Annotated in this window: 10 protein-coding genes and 2 pseudogenes; all 12 read left to right on the top strand. The window is 49.1% G+C overall.

Features of this window, described 5'->3' with window-relative positions:
- Positions 1-26: 26 nt before the first annotated feature.
- A pseudogene (locus OGV69_RS21570) lies at positions 27-161 on the top strand (type VI secretion system tube protein Hcp); the annotation flags it as partial.
- Positions 162-324: 163 nt separating this feature from the next.
- Positions 325-498 (top strand): annotated as a pseudogene (locus tag OGV69_RS21565) (Clp protease N-terminal domain-containing protein); the annotation flags it as partial.
- Positions 499-608: 110 nt separating this feature from the next.
- A complete protein-coding gene (locus OGV69_RS21560; protein ID WP_069325344.1) occupies positions 609-2966 on the top strand; it encodes a type VI secretion system Vgr family protein in 2358 nt (785 codons plus the stop codon).
- 30 nt (positions 2967-2996) lie between these two features.
- A complete protein-coding gene (locus OGV69_RS21555; protein WP_069325345.1) occupies positions 2997-3479 on the top strand; it encodes a DUF3828 domain-containing protein in 483 nt (160 codons plus the stop codon).
- Between the two features lie 12 nt (positions 3480-3491).
- A complete protein-coding gene (locus tag OGV69_RS21550; RefSeq protein ID WP_176722631.1) occupies positions 3492-6434 on the top strand; it encodes an N-acetylglucosaminidase in 2943 nt (980 codons plus the stop codon).
- Between the two features lie 2 nt (positions 6435-6436).
- Entirely contained in the window at positions 6437-7231 is a 795-nt protein-coding gene (locus OGV69_RS21545) for a hypothetical protein (protein ID WP_069325346.1), read from the top strand.
- A gap of 102 nt (positions 7232-7333) precedes the next feature.
- Complete coding sequence (locus OGV69_RS21540) at positions 7334-8134, top strand: hypothetical protein (RefSeq protein ID WP_069325347.1); 801 nt, start codon at positions 7334-7336, stop codon at positions 8132-8134.
- 324 nt (positions 8135-8458) lie between these two features.
- Complete coding sequence (locus tag OGV69_RS21535) at positions 8459-9373, top strand: hypothetical protein (protein WP_141700259.1); 915 nt, start codon at positions 8459-8461, stop codon at positions 9371-9373.
- Position 9374: 1 nt separating this feature from the next.
- Complete coding sequence (locus OGV69_RS21530) at positions 9375-9638, top strand: PAAR domain-containing protein (protein WP_069325349.1); 264 nt, start codon at positions 9375-9377, stop codon at positions 9636-9638.
- A 2-nt stretch (positions 9639-9640) separates the two neighbouring features.
- Positions 9641-10849, top strand: a complete 1209-nt coding sequence (locus OGV69_RS21525) for a KPHS_23130 family T6SS system protein (protein WP_069325350.1) — start codon at positions 9641-9643, stop codon at positions 10847-10849.
- Positions 10842-14213 (top strand): ImcF-related family protein, encoded by a 3372-nt coding sequence (locus tag OGV69_RS21520; RefSeq protein WP_069325351.1) that lies wholly within the window; start codon positions 10842-10844, stop codon positions 14211-14213. The genes OGV69_RS21525 and OGV69_RS21520 overlap by 8 nt, the downstream gene beginning before the upstream one ends.
- Positions 14214-14503: 290 nt before the next feature.
- Positions 14504-15940 (top strand): type VI secretion system baseplate subunit TssF (gene tssF / locus OGV69_RS21515; RefSeq protein WP_286469489.1); only part of this gene is annotated, 1437 nt, incomplete at its 3' end.

The raw sequence follows: 15940 nt of genomic DNA, 5'->3' as shown, positions 1-15940 counted from the left end.
TGCGGCTGAAAGACGATGGCGGCGCTGACATCAAGGAGCCTTCTTTTGAGAAGCATAACCACCTTGAGCAGATCGAACTGCGCTACGAAAAAATCTCCTGGACCTACAAAGACGGCAACATCATTCATTCCGATTCCTGGAACGAACGTACCACGGCGTAAGCCCCAGGCAGACATATCCCTTCTGTCCGCCATTTTGTATTGCTCCGCACAGCGCCTGTCAGGTGGACGCTTTGCAGAGCAGTCACACAATTTATCGGCATGAACCTTATGGGCATCGGTTGACGGTCAAGGGCGGTAGCGTGCCTGAACAAGAGGGAACGACATGGAACATTATTCAGCAGTCCTGCTACGACGACTTAACCCTTATTGCGCCAGAGCACTGGAGGGGGCGGCTTCTTTATGTCAGATCCGTGCGGATGCAGAAATCACGCCTGAGCACTGGTTGTTAAAGTTGCTGGATCAGGGTGAAGGTGACCTGCCGGTTCTGAGTCAACAGTTGTTAAGCCATATAGCGGCAAAACAAAAGCCCTCCTCATTACAACTGACCTGGGATGACGAAAAGGGCATTGTGCTGGCGTTTGATGAACGGGCAGAAGGAGAGCCGTCATGAGCAGTTCCCTGATCAACAAGGCAACTAGCGTGGTACCGCAGCTTTTAGGGCAGTCGCGGTACCGGGTTGAGGTGCATGAATGCAGCGAATTTCTGGATGTTCTGCACTACAGCGCGGTGGAATCCCTCAGTCAGCCCTGGCGGTATGACGTTGCGGTCACCAGCTCCTCTGTGGATATTGCCTGCGGCGCGTTACTGCTGAAACCCGCGTCATTTACTTTCCAGACCCCGGTGTTTGACGGAACACCGGCGCTGCCGGTCAGGACGGTGTTCGGCGTGGTGGAATCCTTTCGCCGCGTGTCCACCTCGAATGATGAGACCCATTACGCGCTGACGATCGTTCCCCGTATCGCCCTGCTGGAGTATACGAAAGGGAGCGAAATCTACCTCAGTCAGTCAGTGATTGAGGTGGTCGAACAGGTACTGCGTAAACACGGTCTGGAAGGGCATGATTTTGAGTTCCGGCTCTCCCGCGAATATCCCTCCCGGGAGCTCATCACCCAGTGGCGGGAAACTGACCTGGAATTTATCCAGCGTCTGCTGGCGGAGGTGGGCATTTATTGGCGCTATGAAATGGACAGCCGTCTTGAGCAGGACGTGGTGATTTTTCAGGACAGCCAGCAGCAGTATGAATTTGGTGTCACCCTGCCATTGCGCAACCAGGCCGGGATGAGCGACAGCGGGCAGGAGAGCATCTGGGATATTCAGACTGCATATAAGGTGGTGAGCGGGAGTGTGGTCACCAGGGACTACAACTACCGGGAAGCGCTGAAACCTCAGGACAGTGCCGAAAGCATTTTCAGCAAGGAAGGGATCACCACCGGGGAAACATACCATTATGCGGAACCTTTCCTGACAGCAGATGACGCTGAAAGCACTGAGACCGGGGCATACTTCGCCCGCCTGCGTCATGAACGTATTCTGAACGCGCAGTCCCGCGTCAGCGGGCATTCCTCCAGCCCCCATCTGGCTCCGGGTCAGGTACTGGAAACGGACGGCACGTTACCCGATGCTGTCAGGGAAGGCATCGTCATCACCACGGTATGCACCAGCGGTTCACGCAAAAGCAGCTTTACGCTGACCTTTGAGGGTATCCCCTACAGCGAAACCGTCTGCTGGCGTCCGGCACTGCTCAGCCGCCCGGTAATATCCGGCTCGCTTCCGGCCCGGGTGGAAAGCACACAGAAAGGTGATACGTACTCCTGGCTCGACGCACAGGGCCGCTACCGGGTGAAACTGGACTTTGACCGCAACGATTCCGAACAGGGCTATGCGTATTTGTGGCTGCGGCTGGCGAAACCCTATGCCGGTGATACATACGGATTCCACTCACCGCTTCTCGACGGAACGGAAGTGGCTGTCGTATTTGACGGCGGAGACCCGGATCGTCCCTACATCGCTTATGCCCTGCATGACTCAGATCATCCGGATCATGTCACCAGCGATAATCATACGCGGAACGTGTGGCGCACGCCGGCGAACAATAAGCTGCGGATGGAAGATAAGCGCCAGGAAGAGCATATCAAGCTTGCGACGGAATATGGCAAAACGCAGCTGAACCTGGGGCACCTGGTCAACAGCCAGCGTGAAAAGCGCGGCGCCGGTTTTGAACTGCGAACGGATGAATATGGTGCAGTACGTGCGGCAAAAGGGCTGTTCCTGACGGCGGATGCCCAGGCCAAAGCGCAGGGCCCGGTGCTGGAAATGGCCCCAGCCATTAACCAGATTCACCAGGCCAACAGCCAGATGCAGGCCCTGAACAGCGCCGCCGAAGCCGCCGGAGCCCTGGTCTGTGACATCAACACCCAGATTAATTTTGTGACCGACAAAATCAAAGCCCTCCAGTCAGCGGTCCTGCTGGGTAGCGCTCCGCAGGGGGTGGCAATGACCTCAGGTGAACACCTTCAGCTCAGCAGCACCGGCAATACCATGATCAATGCAGGCCAGCATCTTGATATCGGTGCGATGAAAAATCTGTCCGTGAGCGTTGAAAAAGCCCTCGGTCTGTTTGTGCATAAAGACGGGGCGAAGCTGGTTGCCAACCAGGGAGACATCGAGATTCAGGCGCAGCACAACACGATGGCCCTGTTTTCCGAAAAGCAGCTGACGGTGACCAGTAGTGAAGATGAAATAATTATCAGCACCCCGGAAACGCTGACGCTTAACGGTGGTGGGTCTTACCTGAGGCTGAGTAAGAACGGCATTGAGCATGGTTCATCAGGTGAGTTCATTATGAAGACGTCGAATTATATGGTACCGGGTACTGGCGCGAATCTTCCAAATGAAACCCCCAATTTCAGCCTGACGGATATTATCCAGGAAAATAAGATCAGCAGTAAGTCATTCAATGACTGATACAAAAATAGTGAACAGGGAACATAGACTATGAAATCAACGCTTAAAAATTTATTGCTTCTGTTGACTTTTGTTTTCGCAATATTTTTAAACTTCAGTTTTGGAGAAAATAACAACCCGACACTCGATGCGAAAAGTCCAGAATTCGTTGTTAAAAAGTTTTACTCTGACTATCTCACCGCGTGGAACGACCCTGATGTGGAGAGTGGTGCAGAGAAAAGTCAGAAGGCAATTGATAGCTATACGACGCAATACCTTCAGCAACTTAACAGTGACAATGATACTGGGGCTGATTATTTTATCAACGCTCAGGAAATATGTCCTGACTGGGTTAATGAAATCGAGGTTAAAACATCTTCCGTGAGCAGTAATAAGGTTGCAGCTGAGTTAACGCTTGGACATGCTGATAGTGAATCAAAATATGATATCGGCCTTGTTCTCAAGAATGACAAATGGCTAATGAATTCGGTGAAGTTCATATCCAGAAAAACAGGCCATTGCAACGAGAGCTAACGGAGAGAGACAATGTTCAATCAAAACACTGCTCTGAGCACATTAAAATCAAATGCGGCGTCTATTGCTGCTATAAACAAAAAGAATTTTGATAGCGGCAAAGATAAAAAACTGAGATATGGAAAGTCCAGATGTGCGCATTATGTAAAATTGGCATTGATTTCTGGTGGGCTGTCGGCAAAAAACTCCGGAATTAACTCAGCAAAAGATTACGGGCCTTGGTTGGTTGAAAATAATTTTAGACCTGTTGAAGGTGTAACAACGGTAATTAGTGGTGGCGTTTATTCCATCTCAGGACAACAAGCCGGTGATGTTGCAGTCATTCAGGCCGTGGGAAAGCATACCGATGGCCATATGACCATGTTCGATGGAGCCAAATGGGTGTCTGACTTTGTGCAGGACCGTGGATTCTATCCTGCCCAAGCGTACAGGGAAAATAGTGTTGCATATAAACTTTATCGCTATGCTGGTGCAACGGCTGTAAATAAAAGTACAGCCTCTACTAAGGGGAAAATAAATATCGTTTGGCCGATCCCCTCTAACAACCGTGGAACTGAATTTCGTAGTCAGGAAGATATCCTTTCGCATCTGGGTGGGGAGTCAACCGGACAATACGCAATTGGCCGTAGTGGGATGTGGCATGGCGGTATTCATATAACACATACCACGACACCGTGGTGTGCTCTCAGTGGCAAGGCACCTTTGGAGGCATTCGATTTCCCGGTTGCTTTCAAAGGCGAGCAGGCTGTACGTTGCATGGCTGACGGCGAAGTAGTTGCTTATCGGATCTGCAAGGACTATCTGACGCTTGCTTGGGAATCCGGCCCACTGAGTTTTTCCGGCTCATTTGTGCTGGTAAAACACTACATTCAACCGGGTGATAAAGAATCCAGCGGGCTGCATTTCTACACCCTGTATATGCATCTTGCGCCGTATTCAGCTTATGAAGCTGAAGCAGAAAATCAGTGGGTCATTCAGGATACTCTAAGAGCATATTCTGAAATGGACTGGCTGACGGCGAAACTGACTTCAGATAAAACTTCACCACAAATTGCCGGACACATGCCTAAAGGGGCAAGAGTGGAGTGGGACCCAGCAGACAGCAATCTTAACGCCACAGGAAATAACAAGCGAAAATATGGCCTTGTGATACTAAAAGGATTACCAGAAGAAACCAGCAGTATCCTCACACCTGGTCAGCGCTATTGGGTTGTTGTGGATAACAACAATATTAAGCCAGCGCCGGGGGCCGCTCCAGGCTGGTGGCGGCATTTGCTTCCTCCCGCAAAGGAAGTCATGGTATTCGATAAGACAGTGAGTCTCAGTTCTCCATTTGCTATTAAGGCCGGTGACCCGATTGGCCACATGGGCTACTATCAGGCACCAAAAGACGGTGGTTATGAGGCACGATACCAGGTACATATCGAATGCACGAGCATGGATGATAATCTGGAGAACTTCCTGACCAACCCAGAAAAAGTGGGGGAGAAAAACCCGCTCTGGTTGAAGTATGCTCCTGGTCTTGCTCTTTTCACAAAAGATGTTGCGAAGGGCACTTTCGCAAAGGGGGCGACGTCAACAACGCGGACAGGAATTCTACCGTTGAGTCAGGTCACAACAGAAACTGATAACTCAACAAAGCAAGAATACTGGCAGTTGCGGCCGGAAAATGCCTATGTGCCCAAAGGCCAGGCGGAGCCTCAACTTCTGTCACAGTATGATCTGGCGAAGCTAGGCTTTAGAACTGAAACCTCAGAGCCTACCAGTTTTGATTACCTGGATGGAAAAAACCAGCCTGTTGGATTCTTCCGCAGCCTTATCAACTCACTCTATGAGGCTGCGACCGGTGATACGCGAACCAGTCATGCCCCGGTTAAGCATAATTATCAGCGCCTGCTGGATAAAATTGACAGCGGAAGTGAACGCTATTCGCCAATGGAATACTGGAGAGCACTTCACAACCCTGATTATCGTGACGTCATTCAGAAAACTATTGTAAAACATCCCAGCGACTGGTACTTCAAAAAAGACGATGCTATCTGGCAACCATTCCTGAATGCGCTGAAAAAAGACACTCCGGAATGGAAGAAATACAGTGAGGATTTTCTCGATAAAATGGCATGGATGCAGGATGTGTCCACTGAGAAGCTCGGGCCTTCATTATGGCATATGCATCCAATAATGTTTTTGGGGATGATGAAGCTCAATAGCAAAATTAAATACATATATACTGATTATAAACTTACACTACAAGAAATGTTGAAGAAGCAACTGACAGTGTTAAATATGTATGGAAATGACCCAATATCACCCGCGTCAAGAGAACGTGTTGTGGGGGAATATATCAACCCAGAGAAATATGAAGATAAAGAGGGGGGTGGTATATTTCAGTTCTTGGTGATCAAAGGCTATATGGGAGTTCCAGAGGAACAATTAAAGGCTTTTTTAAGTGGTAAAGGAACACTATCTGGCCAAGAGAAGATATTTATCGAAGCGGCTAAGAAATACGATATAAATGAATGTTATCTCGCTGCTCACGCGGTAGTTGAAACAGGAAACGGTAGTCCAAGAGGAATGGGGGGTGGACGAACGTTCAATTATAAAAATCAAGGCGAGAGGAAAGTATACAATATGTACGGGATTGGGGCCGTTGACAACAATGCTACATTGGGCGGACTCGGCACAGCTTACTATAAAGGATGGTTTACCCCTGAACTTGCCATTGATGGTGGTGCTCAATATATATCTGCAAATTTTGTTAACAGTACAAAATATAAATTCCAAAACACTCTTTACAAGATGAAATGGAATCCTGAAGCCCCAGCCAGTCATGAATACGCATCGTCTGTCAACTGGGCAAATGAAATATCTAAAAACATCCGAAAAATTTGTGGCCATGACCTTTCTGCAATATCTTCCGATATAGTATTTGATATCCCTAGATACAAGGAGTGATTGTGAAAACCTACCTACCATTTTTTATTTTAACATGTTTAATGATCACAGGCGCACACGGAGCTTGCCTTGACAATATAGCATCTAAAAATATCTTAATAAATTCACCTCCAAAAGAAATGATTGTAAACACACAGAATCGCTTGTATTTCTATTCTGCTCCGGAAGAAGACTGCAAAATTAAAGATTTGTTTGTTGTGAATAGTGATCATTTGCTTGCATATCATGAAAGTCAAAACTTCACATATGTAAGTTATTTAAGTGACAAAAATAAAATAACAAGCGGGTGGGTTCATTCAAATGGCGTGAGTACGGTAGCACCTCAAAATAACACACAAGATGTTATAAATATAAATGATTTTCTAGTAATCTATAAAAGCAAATCGCCTATTTTATTAGGTTCCTCATCTAAAAAATTTAATAGCTGGGCACAGAAAAGCAGACTGGAATTGTCTGACCCATCATTGGCTGGAATTGATGAAAACAATTGGACAGTATCATTCGATGGAGGATATGTCGGACTTAACGAAGTTGATAAGTCCATAGAAGGTAGGATCGATAATGATAGCGAGACCTATTTAGCTATCTTTAACATATCTGGCGCGGGGTTCGAAACATATCGTGGTATCTCAATTGGCAGCAGTTGGAATGATATGTTAGATAAATATGGCAAAGGCAAGGGGATTGTTGACGGACAATCATGTTTATCTTACCCTTACTTTTGGATGAAATTAACTTTTTGCAAAAAAGACGATTCAGTTAGCATGATAGAAATGTCTGATGTCCCACCTAAATAATGGTTCTGAGAAATGAGTCTGTATCTGGAGGGCTTTGCGATGACTACCATTATTTCGACAATGAACTGATTTTTGATGATCCAGTTTTAAAGGGACCAAATAATGAAGCATCTCAATTTAAATTTGTTTTTGTCATTGTCGATATTTGCAGGGAATTCAATCGCTTCAACTAATTGCAAAGCAGACAATAGTTATTATTCTTACAATCCCTCTCAAGAACCAGTACCCAAAGAAGCTACATCAAAGGGACGAGTTTATTTATACTCCTTACCCAATAGCGATTGTAAGACGAGCATATTCATCATCAATAATGATAAAGTGCTTAAGTATAGAGAAAACAAAGAATATAGTTTCGTAAACTTTGTTAATAAAAATGGCGCAGTCGTTGATGGATGGGTAAAGAACGAAGAAATTTCCCCTGGTGATGAACAGAATAATGAGTTAACCTACGATGATTTTGCATGGACAGAAAATGGTCAAAAAACCGTTCTTTTAGGAAAGGCCACACCTGAATTAAATAAGTGGACTAAAGAGTTTGGTGTAAACCTTCCTGATCCCGACAATCACGGTTTTAATAATGGGTTCGAATCCTGGACTTTAACAATTAAAAACGAAATTGTAACAATATCTCAGTCCAATGAGATAATAGCGAAAAGATTAGGTTTTGATGATACATATGTGTCAGCGATCACATTTATTGATAATAAATACAAAACCACACGAGGCATAAAAGTCGGCGACAGCTGGAATATGGTAACTTCAAAATATGGAATGAGTAGTCATAAGGATACTGAGGACGGTTGCAGATTTTATCAGTACTTTGATATGAAGCTAAGCTTCTGCCTTGATTCATCGAATATTGTGCAGTCTATTTCGTTTGAAAACTACCCGAAAAAACCATAGCAGTATTGCTGATTCAGCATACATAGACATGGATGGTTCATACTTGGCTCAAGGTAGAGCCTTAATAAAAATACATACTTCAAAGCGATAAAAGGACTTTTAATGAAGGAAAGCATAATTCTGAAGTTTATCTTCCTAATCTCAATTTATTTATATTCCAGTGTTGCATTTGCGAACGACGTTTGCGGAAATTATGGAAGAGAATCTGAAGCATCGCAAACTTAAATTAATCCGGATAACAATTCTTTTGAAGTGATATCCACAAAGCGGCTTCATTTCTTTAGCTCCCCGAATAAAACCTGCAAAATAAAAGACCTTTTCTTGGTGCCAGGAGATATTATAACCGGGCATACAGAATACAACGGCTATGTTTCTGCTTCTTATGCAAAAAATGAATCATGGTCAGTCACTGGATGGCTTGACAAATCACAACTAAAACACATCAACATAAAAAGCAATCACCCTATAAAAAATCATTGTGAATTAGTTTCTGATTTAGCGGCGACTCAGGCTTTTAGCGGAGGGCTCAAAACACCAAGCAATGCATTCGCAACAGCGGTTAAGACAAAGGTTATGCTCTATAATGCGCCTGACCGAAACTGCCCAAAAGAAAGCACTTTTATTATTAAAGGTGACAATGTATATGCCCTCAAAAAATATGCAGATTTCATTTTGGCACAGTATGTGACAACTTCGGGAAAAGATGTATTCGGCTGGATTCCCCAATCAGAACTAAAAGAATTCAATCCAACCACCACACTTCATAATAGCACTCAAATTAATATTATTGACTTTATCGTCATAAAAAATAAGAAATGGATTGGGATTGGTTCTTTCTATAGCAATAAACTTTCTGGCATAGATGAAGACGAAACAGGTTCTTCTTATATAGGAGACTTCCCTAATGGTGTCGGAGGGTTATATAAATACACAATGCATAATTATAAAGATATAAGTTTGGTTTCCTCAAATGCCAATTATGATAAGAGACAATATACAATTGATGATGATTATATAATCTCGGCAATTAACATAGAAACGCCAGCGTATTCTACGCTACGCGGAATAAAAGTTGGCGACCCTGCTGATAAAGTGTTTAAAGCCTATACTGCGAATCAGACACAAATAACACCTGAAAAAATCAGTTACACGCCAGGTGATATGTATCTGGATTTCACACTAAAAGCTAACAAAGTAGCATCAATTAACATGGGGATACCTATCCCTGGAGAGGAATAAAATGCTCCAGATTATCCGTAAAGGCGATAAAACTACCCACGGTGGTTCAGTACTGACCGCCTCAGAAACGATGACATTTGGCGGTATCGGCGTTGCCCGCAAAGGCGACAAAGTGTCCTGCCCGGTTCCGGGACATGGACCTACAACCATCGTAGAAGGAAACCCTGATTACCTTGATCATGGTATCCCGGTTGCCTTTCACGGCCACAAATGTGCCTGTGGTTGCACATTGATTAGTTCATTTGCCGCAGCAAAGGTTGCCTGATTATGCCCGTCTGGCTGGATGCCATCCCTGAAAAGGCTCCTAAGATAGCGCGTCCCAGCACCGGCCGTTGGCTGCTTTTTCTCGCGTTTGTCATGCTGGCGGGCATAGCACTCACGCTATGGTGCTGGACGTCAGAGCGAAGCGGCTTTGTCTTCTGGTTCACCGCTCTGGCTCTTCCATTTTGCACCTGGGGGCTTATTTTCGGTTTACGCCGGTTTGCCTATAAAGCAGAACAGGTTGGTGCTGAATCACGCAATGCCGCGCGGGAAGCACTCATCGACAGTGAAATTCTGCGCGGTCAGCGCTGCGCCTGGATCCTCGGCACATATATTCAGAGTCCGGCCGGAAACAAAACCGGCGACCTGCTGGAGGTAATGAAGGTCGCTGCTCCCGCTATCGATTTCTCACACCCAAGAGGATGCGACAAACCGGTCAGATACGCGGCATTAACAGAATATCAGACGGATTTATCGAAAGCGCTGACGGCAGCGGTTACCAAGCTGACCACGCGTGTAGATGTAATCGTTCAGCCACTTCCTTCAGAGCTGCCATACTGGCTGATGCTGGACTGTGACAGTGACCTGTATCCCCTGGTTGAAGAGCAGCTAAAAGCCGAGCTCTTACTCAAAACAGGTAGGATATTTCGCCTGCTGGCTGGAAAAGGTCTGGGTGCGTTTGATGTCTGGCTGGACAAGCGATGGGACAACCCGGGCATTCTGGTTGCTATCACGCTGTCCTTACCGCCTTCTCCCCGGGAAGAAGACGCTGATGCCGTCTCGATGGTGGTATTGAGCAACCGCAAAACTCACGCCTGGCCGGATGCGCTCCGCCTTCATCGCCCCGAAAAGGGAGCAGAAACAACGCTCACAAAGTCACTCACCCGGGCGCTGCTCTGGGCAAATACCAGGCCCGACGAACTTAAAGGAAGCTGGATCTCCGGCCCCACGTTGACGAAAGGCAGCAGCTGGAATAATGCCTGCGAAGAGAGCGGAGTTGAATTTAGCCTTTCAGAAGACAACTTCAGTATCGACCCTGTGCTGGGTTACTCCGGCCATGCGGCTCCATGGATTGCTATCACCCTCGCCGATGCAGTCTTTGAACAACGAGGGGGGCAGGTTATCGCCGCACAACCCGCCGCTGACAAAGACGACGTCTGGATCGCCGTCATCACCAAAGAAGAAGTTCGCAAGGAATCGCCCAGGAATGTCTAAGGTAAAAGTAAAAACTCTCATTGGCTCCGTTGTAACTGTCGCCTTTTTTCTGACGGTCATCGTGGCATTTCTGTTTTATGCCTTTCCGGAACGCGTGGCTTCGGCCACCGGCTTCGGACCCTATGACCGCCAACGCATACTCACATTATGCGCCATACTGGTTGCTGCGTTGTTTTTACTCGGCTGGCTGACTGAGAAGGCTTTCGACCACGCGGGTAAATCCGGGTTGTATTTCCAGTGGGGGCAGAAAAAAGCGGAGTGTGTCTCTCCGGTGATGAATGCCATTGCCAGCGAAGACGACGACGAAGAACCTGTCTTCAGCGAAGACGCGGTGTCTGAGCATCTGCGGTTTCGCTATGGACGTCGCTGGCAACATAAGGTGCGACTCCTGCTGGTGATGGGTCATCCGGATGACGTCCAAAAAGCGGCCCCGGGCCTGTGTCATGACCTATGGCAGGAAGGCGACGGCAACGTGCTGATTTATGGTGGTGACGCGCAGTCACTTCCGGATGAGATCTTCCTTTCAAAACTGAAGCGCCTGCGATCCGGGCAACCGATTGATGGCATCATTCAGGTAATAAGTACCTCAGCTCTCCCTACGGATAGTGAACGGGATGCCTTCTTGCGTTGCCGCCAGAAAGCCGACCATCAGCTTGGCTGGCAGGCGCCTGTCTGGCTGTGGCTGACTGACAACACTACCGGTGCTCAGCAGGGCGAGGAAACGGCGGCGACAGGGGTTATCTTCGGGCCGGAATGCACCGTAAAAAGCGCGGGTGAAGGGTTTTCTACACTGGCGCTACACCTGCAAAAAGTGGGTATGGCAAAGATACTGACTAATCCGGCTGATTTCGGTCTGCTTCAGTTGTCCCTCCGACTACGGCAGGAGCTGAAAGACAGTCTGGCTGTTTTGCTCAGCGGGCTGATGCAGGGAGCCACAGCCTGGCGTTTACGCGGTGTCATGTTCAGCCCAGAACTGGCTGTTGCCGGAACGATACCAAACACACGCCTCGACACACCGACCTGGAAAGCCATCATTGATGACTGTGATGCCTCCAGCGGCAGAAAGCTGGGCTTCGACTGGCTGAAGATGCTGCGGTTAATTCTGCTTTCCCTGATTGTTCTGTGGGGGGCCGGTACACTGCTGTCCCTGATCGTTAACCCTACCCAAATTTATCAGGCGCAGGAAACCGCGAGGCAGGCAGCAGATACCGCAAAACCACTGGCTGTACGCCTGCACAACCAGCTCGTACTACAGCAAGCCATTGCCCGTCTGCAACATCGTGAGGCGACCGGCGCTCCATGGTACACACGATTTGGTCTTAACCAGGACGGCGACACGCTGGCCGCACTCTGGCCGCTGTATGCGAAAAATAACGCACAGCTGATGAGGGATGCCACAGCAGATAGTCTTAGGCAGCAGTTGAATGCCTTTGTGCAACTTCCTCCTGCCAGTGATGCCCGTACACAGGGTACACAGTATACCTACGACGTGCTCAAAAGTTATCTGATGATGGCTCGTCCGGACAAAGCGGACGCAGAATGGCTGGCAAAAAACGTGCTGAAAGCCTTACCGAAACGCCAGAATGTGCCGGATGGCACGTGGCAGGCGCTGGCCCCGAAACTGCTGAGCTTCTATGCGCAGAACCTCCCGGCACACCCGGAATGGAAAATTAAGCCTGATGCTGAACTAATCAGCACGGTCCGTCAGATCCTGCTCAAGCAAATAGGCCAGCGGAACGCTGAGTCCGGGTTATATCAGGAGATGCTTAAGCGCGTGGCCAGCAACTGGCCTGATTTAACGCTTGCCGATATGACCGGCGATACTGATGCCTCAACGGTATTCCGCACTGACGAAGTCGTCCCGGGAATGTTTACGCGTCAGGCCTGGGAAGAGCAGGTACAGGATGCGATTAACGACGTCGTCAAAGCCCGCCGCGATGAAATTGACTGGGTGCTGACGGAGAAGACACATCAGACAGGGAGTGATATCTCCCCGGAGGCATTGAAGGCCCGTCTGACTGAACGCTACTTTTCCGATTTTGGTAATGCCTGGCTGAAAATGGTCAACAGCATTCAGTGGCAGGAAGCTGCGTCACTGTCTGAGGCGATTGCCCAGCTCAGTCTCATTGGTGATGTCCGTCAGTCCCCGCTGGTTGCCCTGATGAACACGTTAAACTTCCAGGGGAAAACGGGGCAGAAGGGGGAGCTACTTGCCGACTCGATAGTGGACTCAGCGAAGAAGCTGATCGGTCAGAAAAAAAATGCAAAACAGTTTATAGAGCAAGCTCAGGGTCCTAAAGGGCCGCTCGATGGGGTGTTTGGGCCACTTATGGGGGTGATGGAAGGTAAAGAAGGTACCAGTAGAAACGGTAATCTCAGTTTCCAGTCCTGGCTGGCCCGCGTAACTCAGGTGCGGCTCAAGCTTCAGCTGGTCACCAGCGCCCCGGATCCGCAGGCCATGTCTCAGATGCTGGCTCAGACCATATTCCAGGGCAAAGCCATCGATCTGACCGATACCCGCGACTACGGCAGTCTGGTTGCGGCGAGTCTGGGGCAGGAGTGGAATGGATTTGGCCAGTCGTTGTTTGTACAACCGCTTGATCTGGCCTGGCGGCAGGTACTTGTCCCGGCTGCGGGTAGCCTCAATGCCCGTTGGCAGGCAACCATTGTCGATCAGTGGAATAAGGCCTTTGCGGGACGGTACCCGTTTAAAGCCACTGGCAGCGATGCCTCCCTGCCATTACTGGCTCAGTTCCTGCGTAGCGACTCGGGTCGAATCACTACCTTCCTGAAAACGAATCTTGGCGGGATCCTCCACCAGGAGGGGAATCGCTGGGTCATTGACCCTTCCGCAAGTCAGGGGATGGTTATCAGTCCGGATTTTCTCCGGGCGATTAATCAGTTGGCTGAGCTGTCTGATATCGTGTTTTCTCAGGGCGATGCCGGTGTTAACTTCGAACTGATGGCGCGTCCTTCACGGGATGTTGCCAGGGTGCAACTGACCCTCGATGAGCAGCACCTGGATTACTTCAATCAGATGGAAAGTTGGCAGAGTTTTATCTGGCCGGGGAATACTTACTATCCAGGCGTCTCGCTCAGCTGGCGTAGTGTAAACAGTGGCATGCAACTCTACGCCAGTAATCAGGGTAACTGGGGCTTCATTCGCCTGCTGAACAAAGCCCGGATCACACCTCTTGATGCCAGCCGTACGCAACTGGTGTGGATCACTGCCGATGGTAATCCTCTGAAGTTTGTGATGCGCAGCGAGCTCGGCAATGGCCCTCTTGCATTACTGAAGCTACAGGGATTCACGCTGCCCGATACTATCTTCAGTGTCGCCGCTGGCGCAGAAGAGCGCCAGTAACGATGGGCGGGCAAACTTATCCCCGTGGTAGTTTATGGCCTTTCGGCAGTGTCAGGCATGGCTCTGTGACTGGCTGAAGCATAATCTCGCGCCAAAGGAAGGATTCCTTTGTCCCATGATTATGTAACGTTCCCCACCGCATATCGTTTGTATGACGCTCGCTCAGGATCCGCTTTCCCGGAAGCACACTCCGATGAGGATAGAGTATCTCGCGTTAACTGAACCGCCCGACCCGTGCCATGGTGCTCTGTGGCTAATTTTCTATTTAAAAATTTTCAGGAATGCCGTGCATGGATGATTTGACCCTGCGCTATTACGAAGCAGAGATGCGTTACCTGCGTGAGGCGGGTAAAGAGTTTGCCCGAGCCCATCCGGATCGGGCAGCAATGCTTAATCTGGATAAACCCGGCGCCCGCGATCCCTATGTGGAACGTCTGTTTGAAGGCTTTGCCTTCCTGATAGGCCGTCTGCGTGAAAAGCTGGACGATGATCTGCCGGAAATGACCGAAGGGCTGGTAAGTCTGCTGTGGCCGCATTATATGCGGACTATCCCGTCGCTGGCCATCGTCGAGTTCTCTCCTGACTGGCGTAGTCTGCGTCAGGTTGAAATGCTGGCGGAAGGCTTCTCCGTTCTGTCACGTCCTGTCGGGCCGCATAGAACCGCCTGTCAGTACCGGACGACCCGCGATGTACCGCTACAACCACTGCACCTTGCAGATGCTCGCCTCCATACTGAAACCGATGGCCGCTCTGCTATCCGTCTGCGCTTCGAATGCCCTGAAAAAGTGGACTGGAGTAAAGCCGGGGTAGACAAAGTCGCCATTTTTCTTAACGCAGAGAGTCCGGTTAGCTCTGCGCTGCATCTGGCAATGACCCGGCGTGTACATGCAATGTATGCCCGTCATGCCGGGACGCATACTGAACGTTATCAGTTTGATGGCTGGTGCAAACCCATGGGTTTTGATGACAATGATGGCCTGTGGAAGAAAGCCGATACTGCCTTCAGTGGTTACCAACTGCTGCTTGAATATTTCAGCTTCCGTCCAAAGTTTATGTTCGTTGAGCTGCGTGGCCTCGACGCCATCGGGCTCACTGCGGCCAGCACCTGGTTTGAAATCGACATTGTGCTCAGTGAAGCCTGGTCATCCGATCTGCCTTTTGAGACAGAAAACTTCCGGCTGCACTGTGCCCCGGTCATCAATCTTTTTACCCTCGAAGCTGATCCGCTGACACTTGATCCGCTGGATAACGAATACCTGCTCAGGCCGCTGCGTCTTCAGGATGGTCACACCGAGATTTACAGCGTCGATAACATCCACGGTGCGGTGAAGAATGGTAAACACCCCTATGTACCGTTCACCAGTTTCCGGCACCGGGGCGGTATGATGCGCCACGATGCCCCTGAACGTTATTACCACACCCGCGTGAAACGCGGCCCCTCTGGCCTGTATGACACCTGGCTCATTCTCGGGGGACGTTCATTCGAGCTGGAGCAACTGTCCGAAAAATCAGAATCCCTCTCGATGCGAATAACTGGCACCAACGGCCAGCTTCCGCGCAAAGCGCTGGAAAGTACGCTCCTGGACAGAGTGGTCAAAACCGGCAAAGTGCCCGTCAGAGTACTGAACGTCACAGCACCGACGATGCCGCTATATCCCCCGGCAAACGACCGTTTTCACTGGCGGGTGATGAGCCACCTTGGTTCAAACTTCCTCAGCATGATGGAC

It is taken from the genome of Citrobacter sp. Cc139, from assembly GCF_030334645.1.
Classification (GTDB): Bacteria; Pseudomonadota; Gammaproteobacteria; order Enterobacterales; family Enterobacteriaceae; genus Citrobacter; species Citrobacter werkmanii.
The sequence above is the reverse complement of the archived record's forward strand: the minus strand, read 5'-3'. Positions and strand labels throughout refer to the sequence as shown.

Bases quoted from the DNA above. Each gene is read 5' to 3' on its own strand.
- OGV69_RS21520 (WP_069325351.1), top strand. From the start codon at position 10,842: ATGTCTAAGGTAAAAGTAAAAACTCTCATTGGCTCCGTTGTAACTGTC.
- OGV69_RS21555 (WP_069325345.1), top strand. From the start codon at position 2,997: ATGAAATCAACGCTTAAAAATTTATTGCTTCTGTTGACTTTTGTTTTC.
- OGV69_RS21550 (WP_176722631.1), top strand. From the start codon at position 3,492: ATGTTCAATCAAAACACTGCTCTGAGCACATTAAAATCAAATGCGGCG.
- OGV69_RS21530 (WP_069325349.1), top strand. From the start codon at position 9,375: ATGCTCCAGATTATCCGTAAAGGCGATAAAACTACCCACGGTGGTTCA.
- OGV69_RS21525 (WP_069325350.1), top strand. From the start codon at position 9,641: ATGCCCGTCTGGCTGGATGCCATCCCTGAAAAGGCTCCTAAGATAGCG.
- OGV69_RS21540 (WP_069325347.1), top strand. From the start codon at position 7,334: ATGAAGCATCTCAATTTAAATTTGTTTTTGTCATTGTCGATATTTGCA.
- OGV69_RS21560 (WP_069325344.1), top strand. From the start codon at position 609: ATGAGCAGTTCCCTGATCAACAAGGCAACTAGCGTGGTACCGCAGCTT.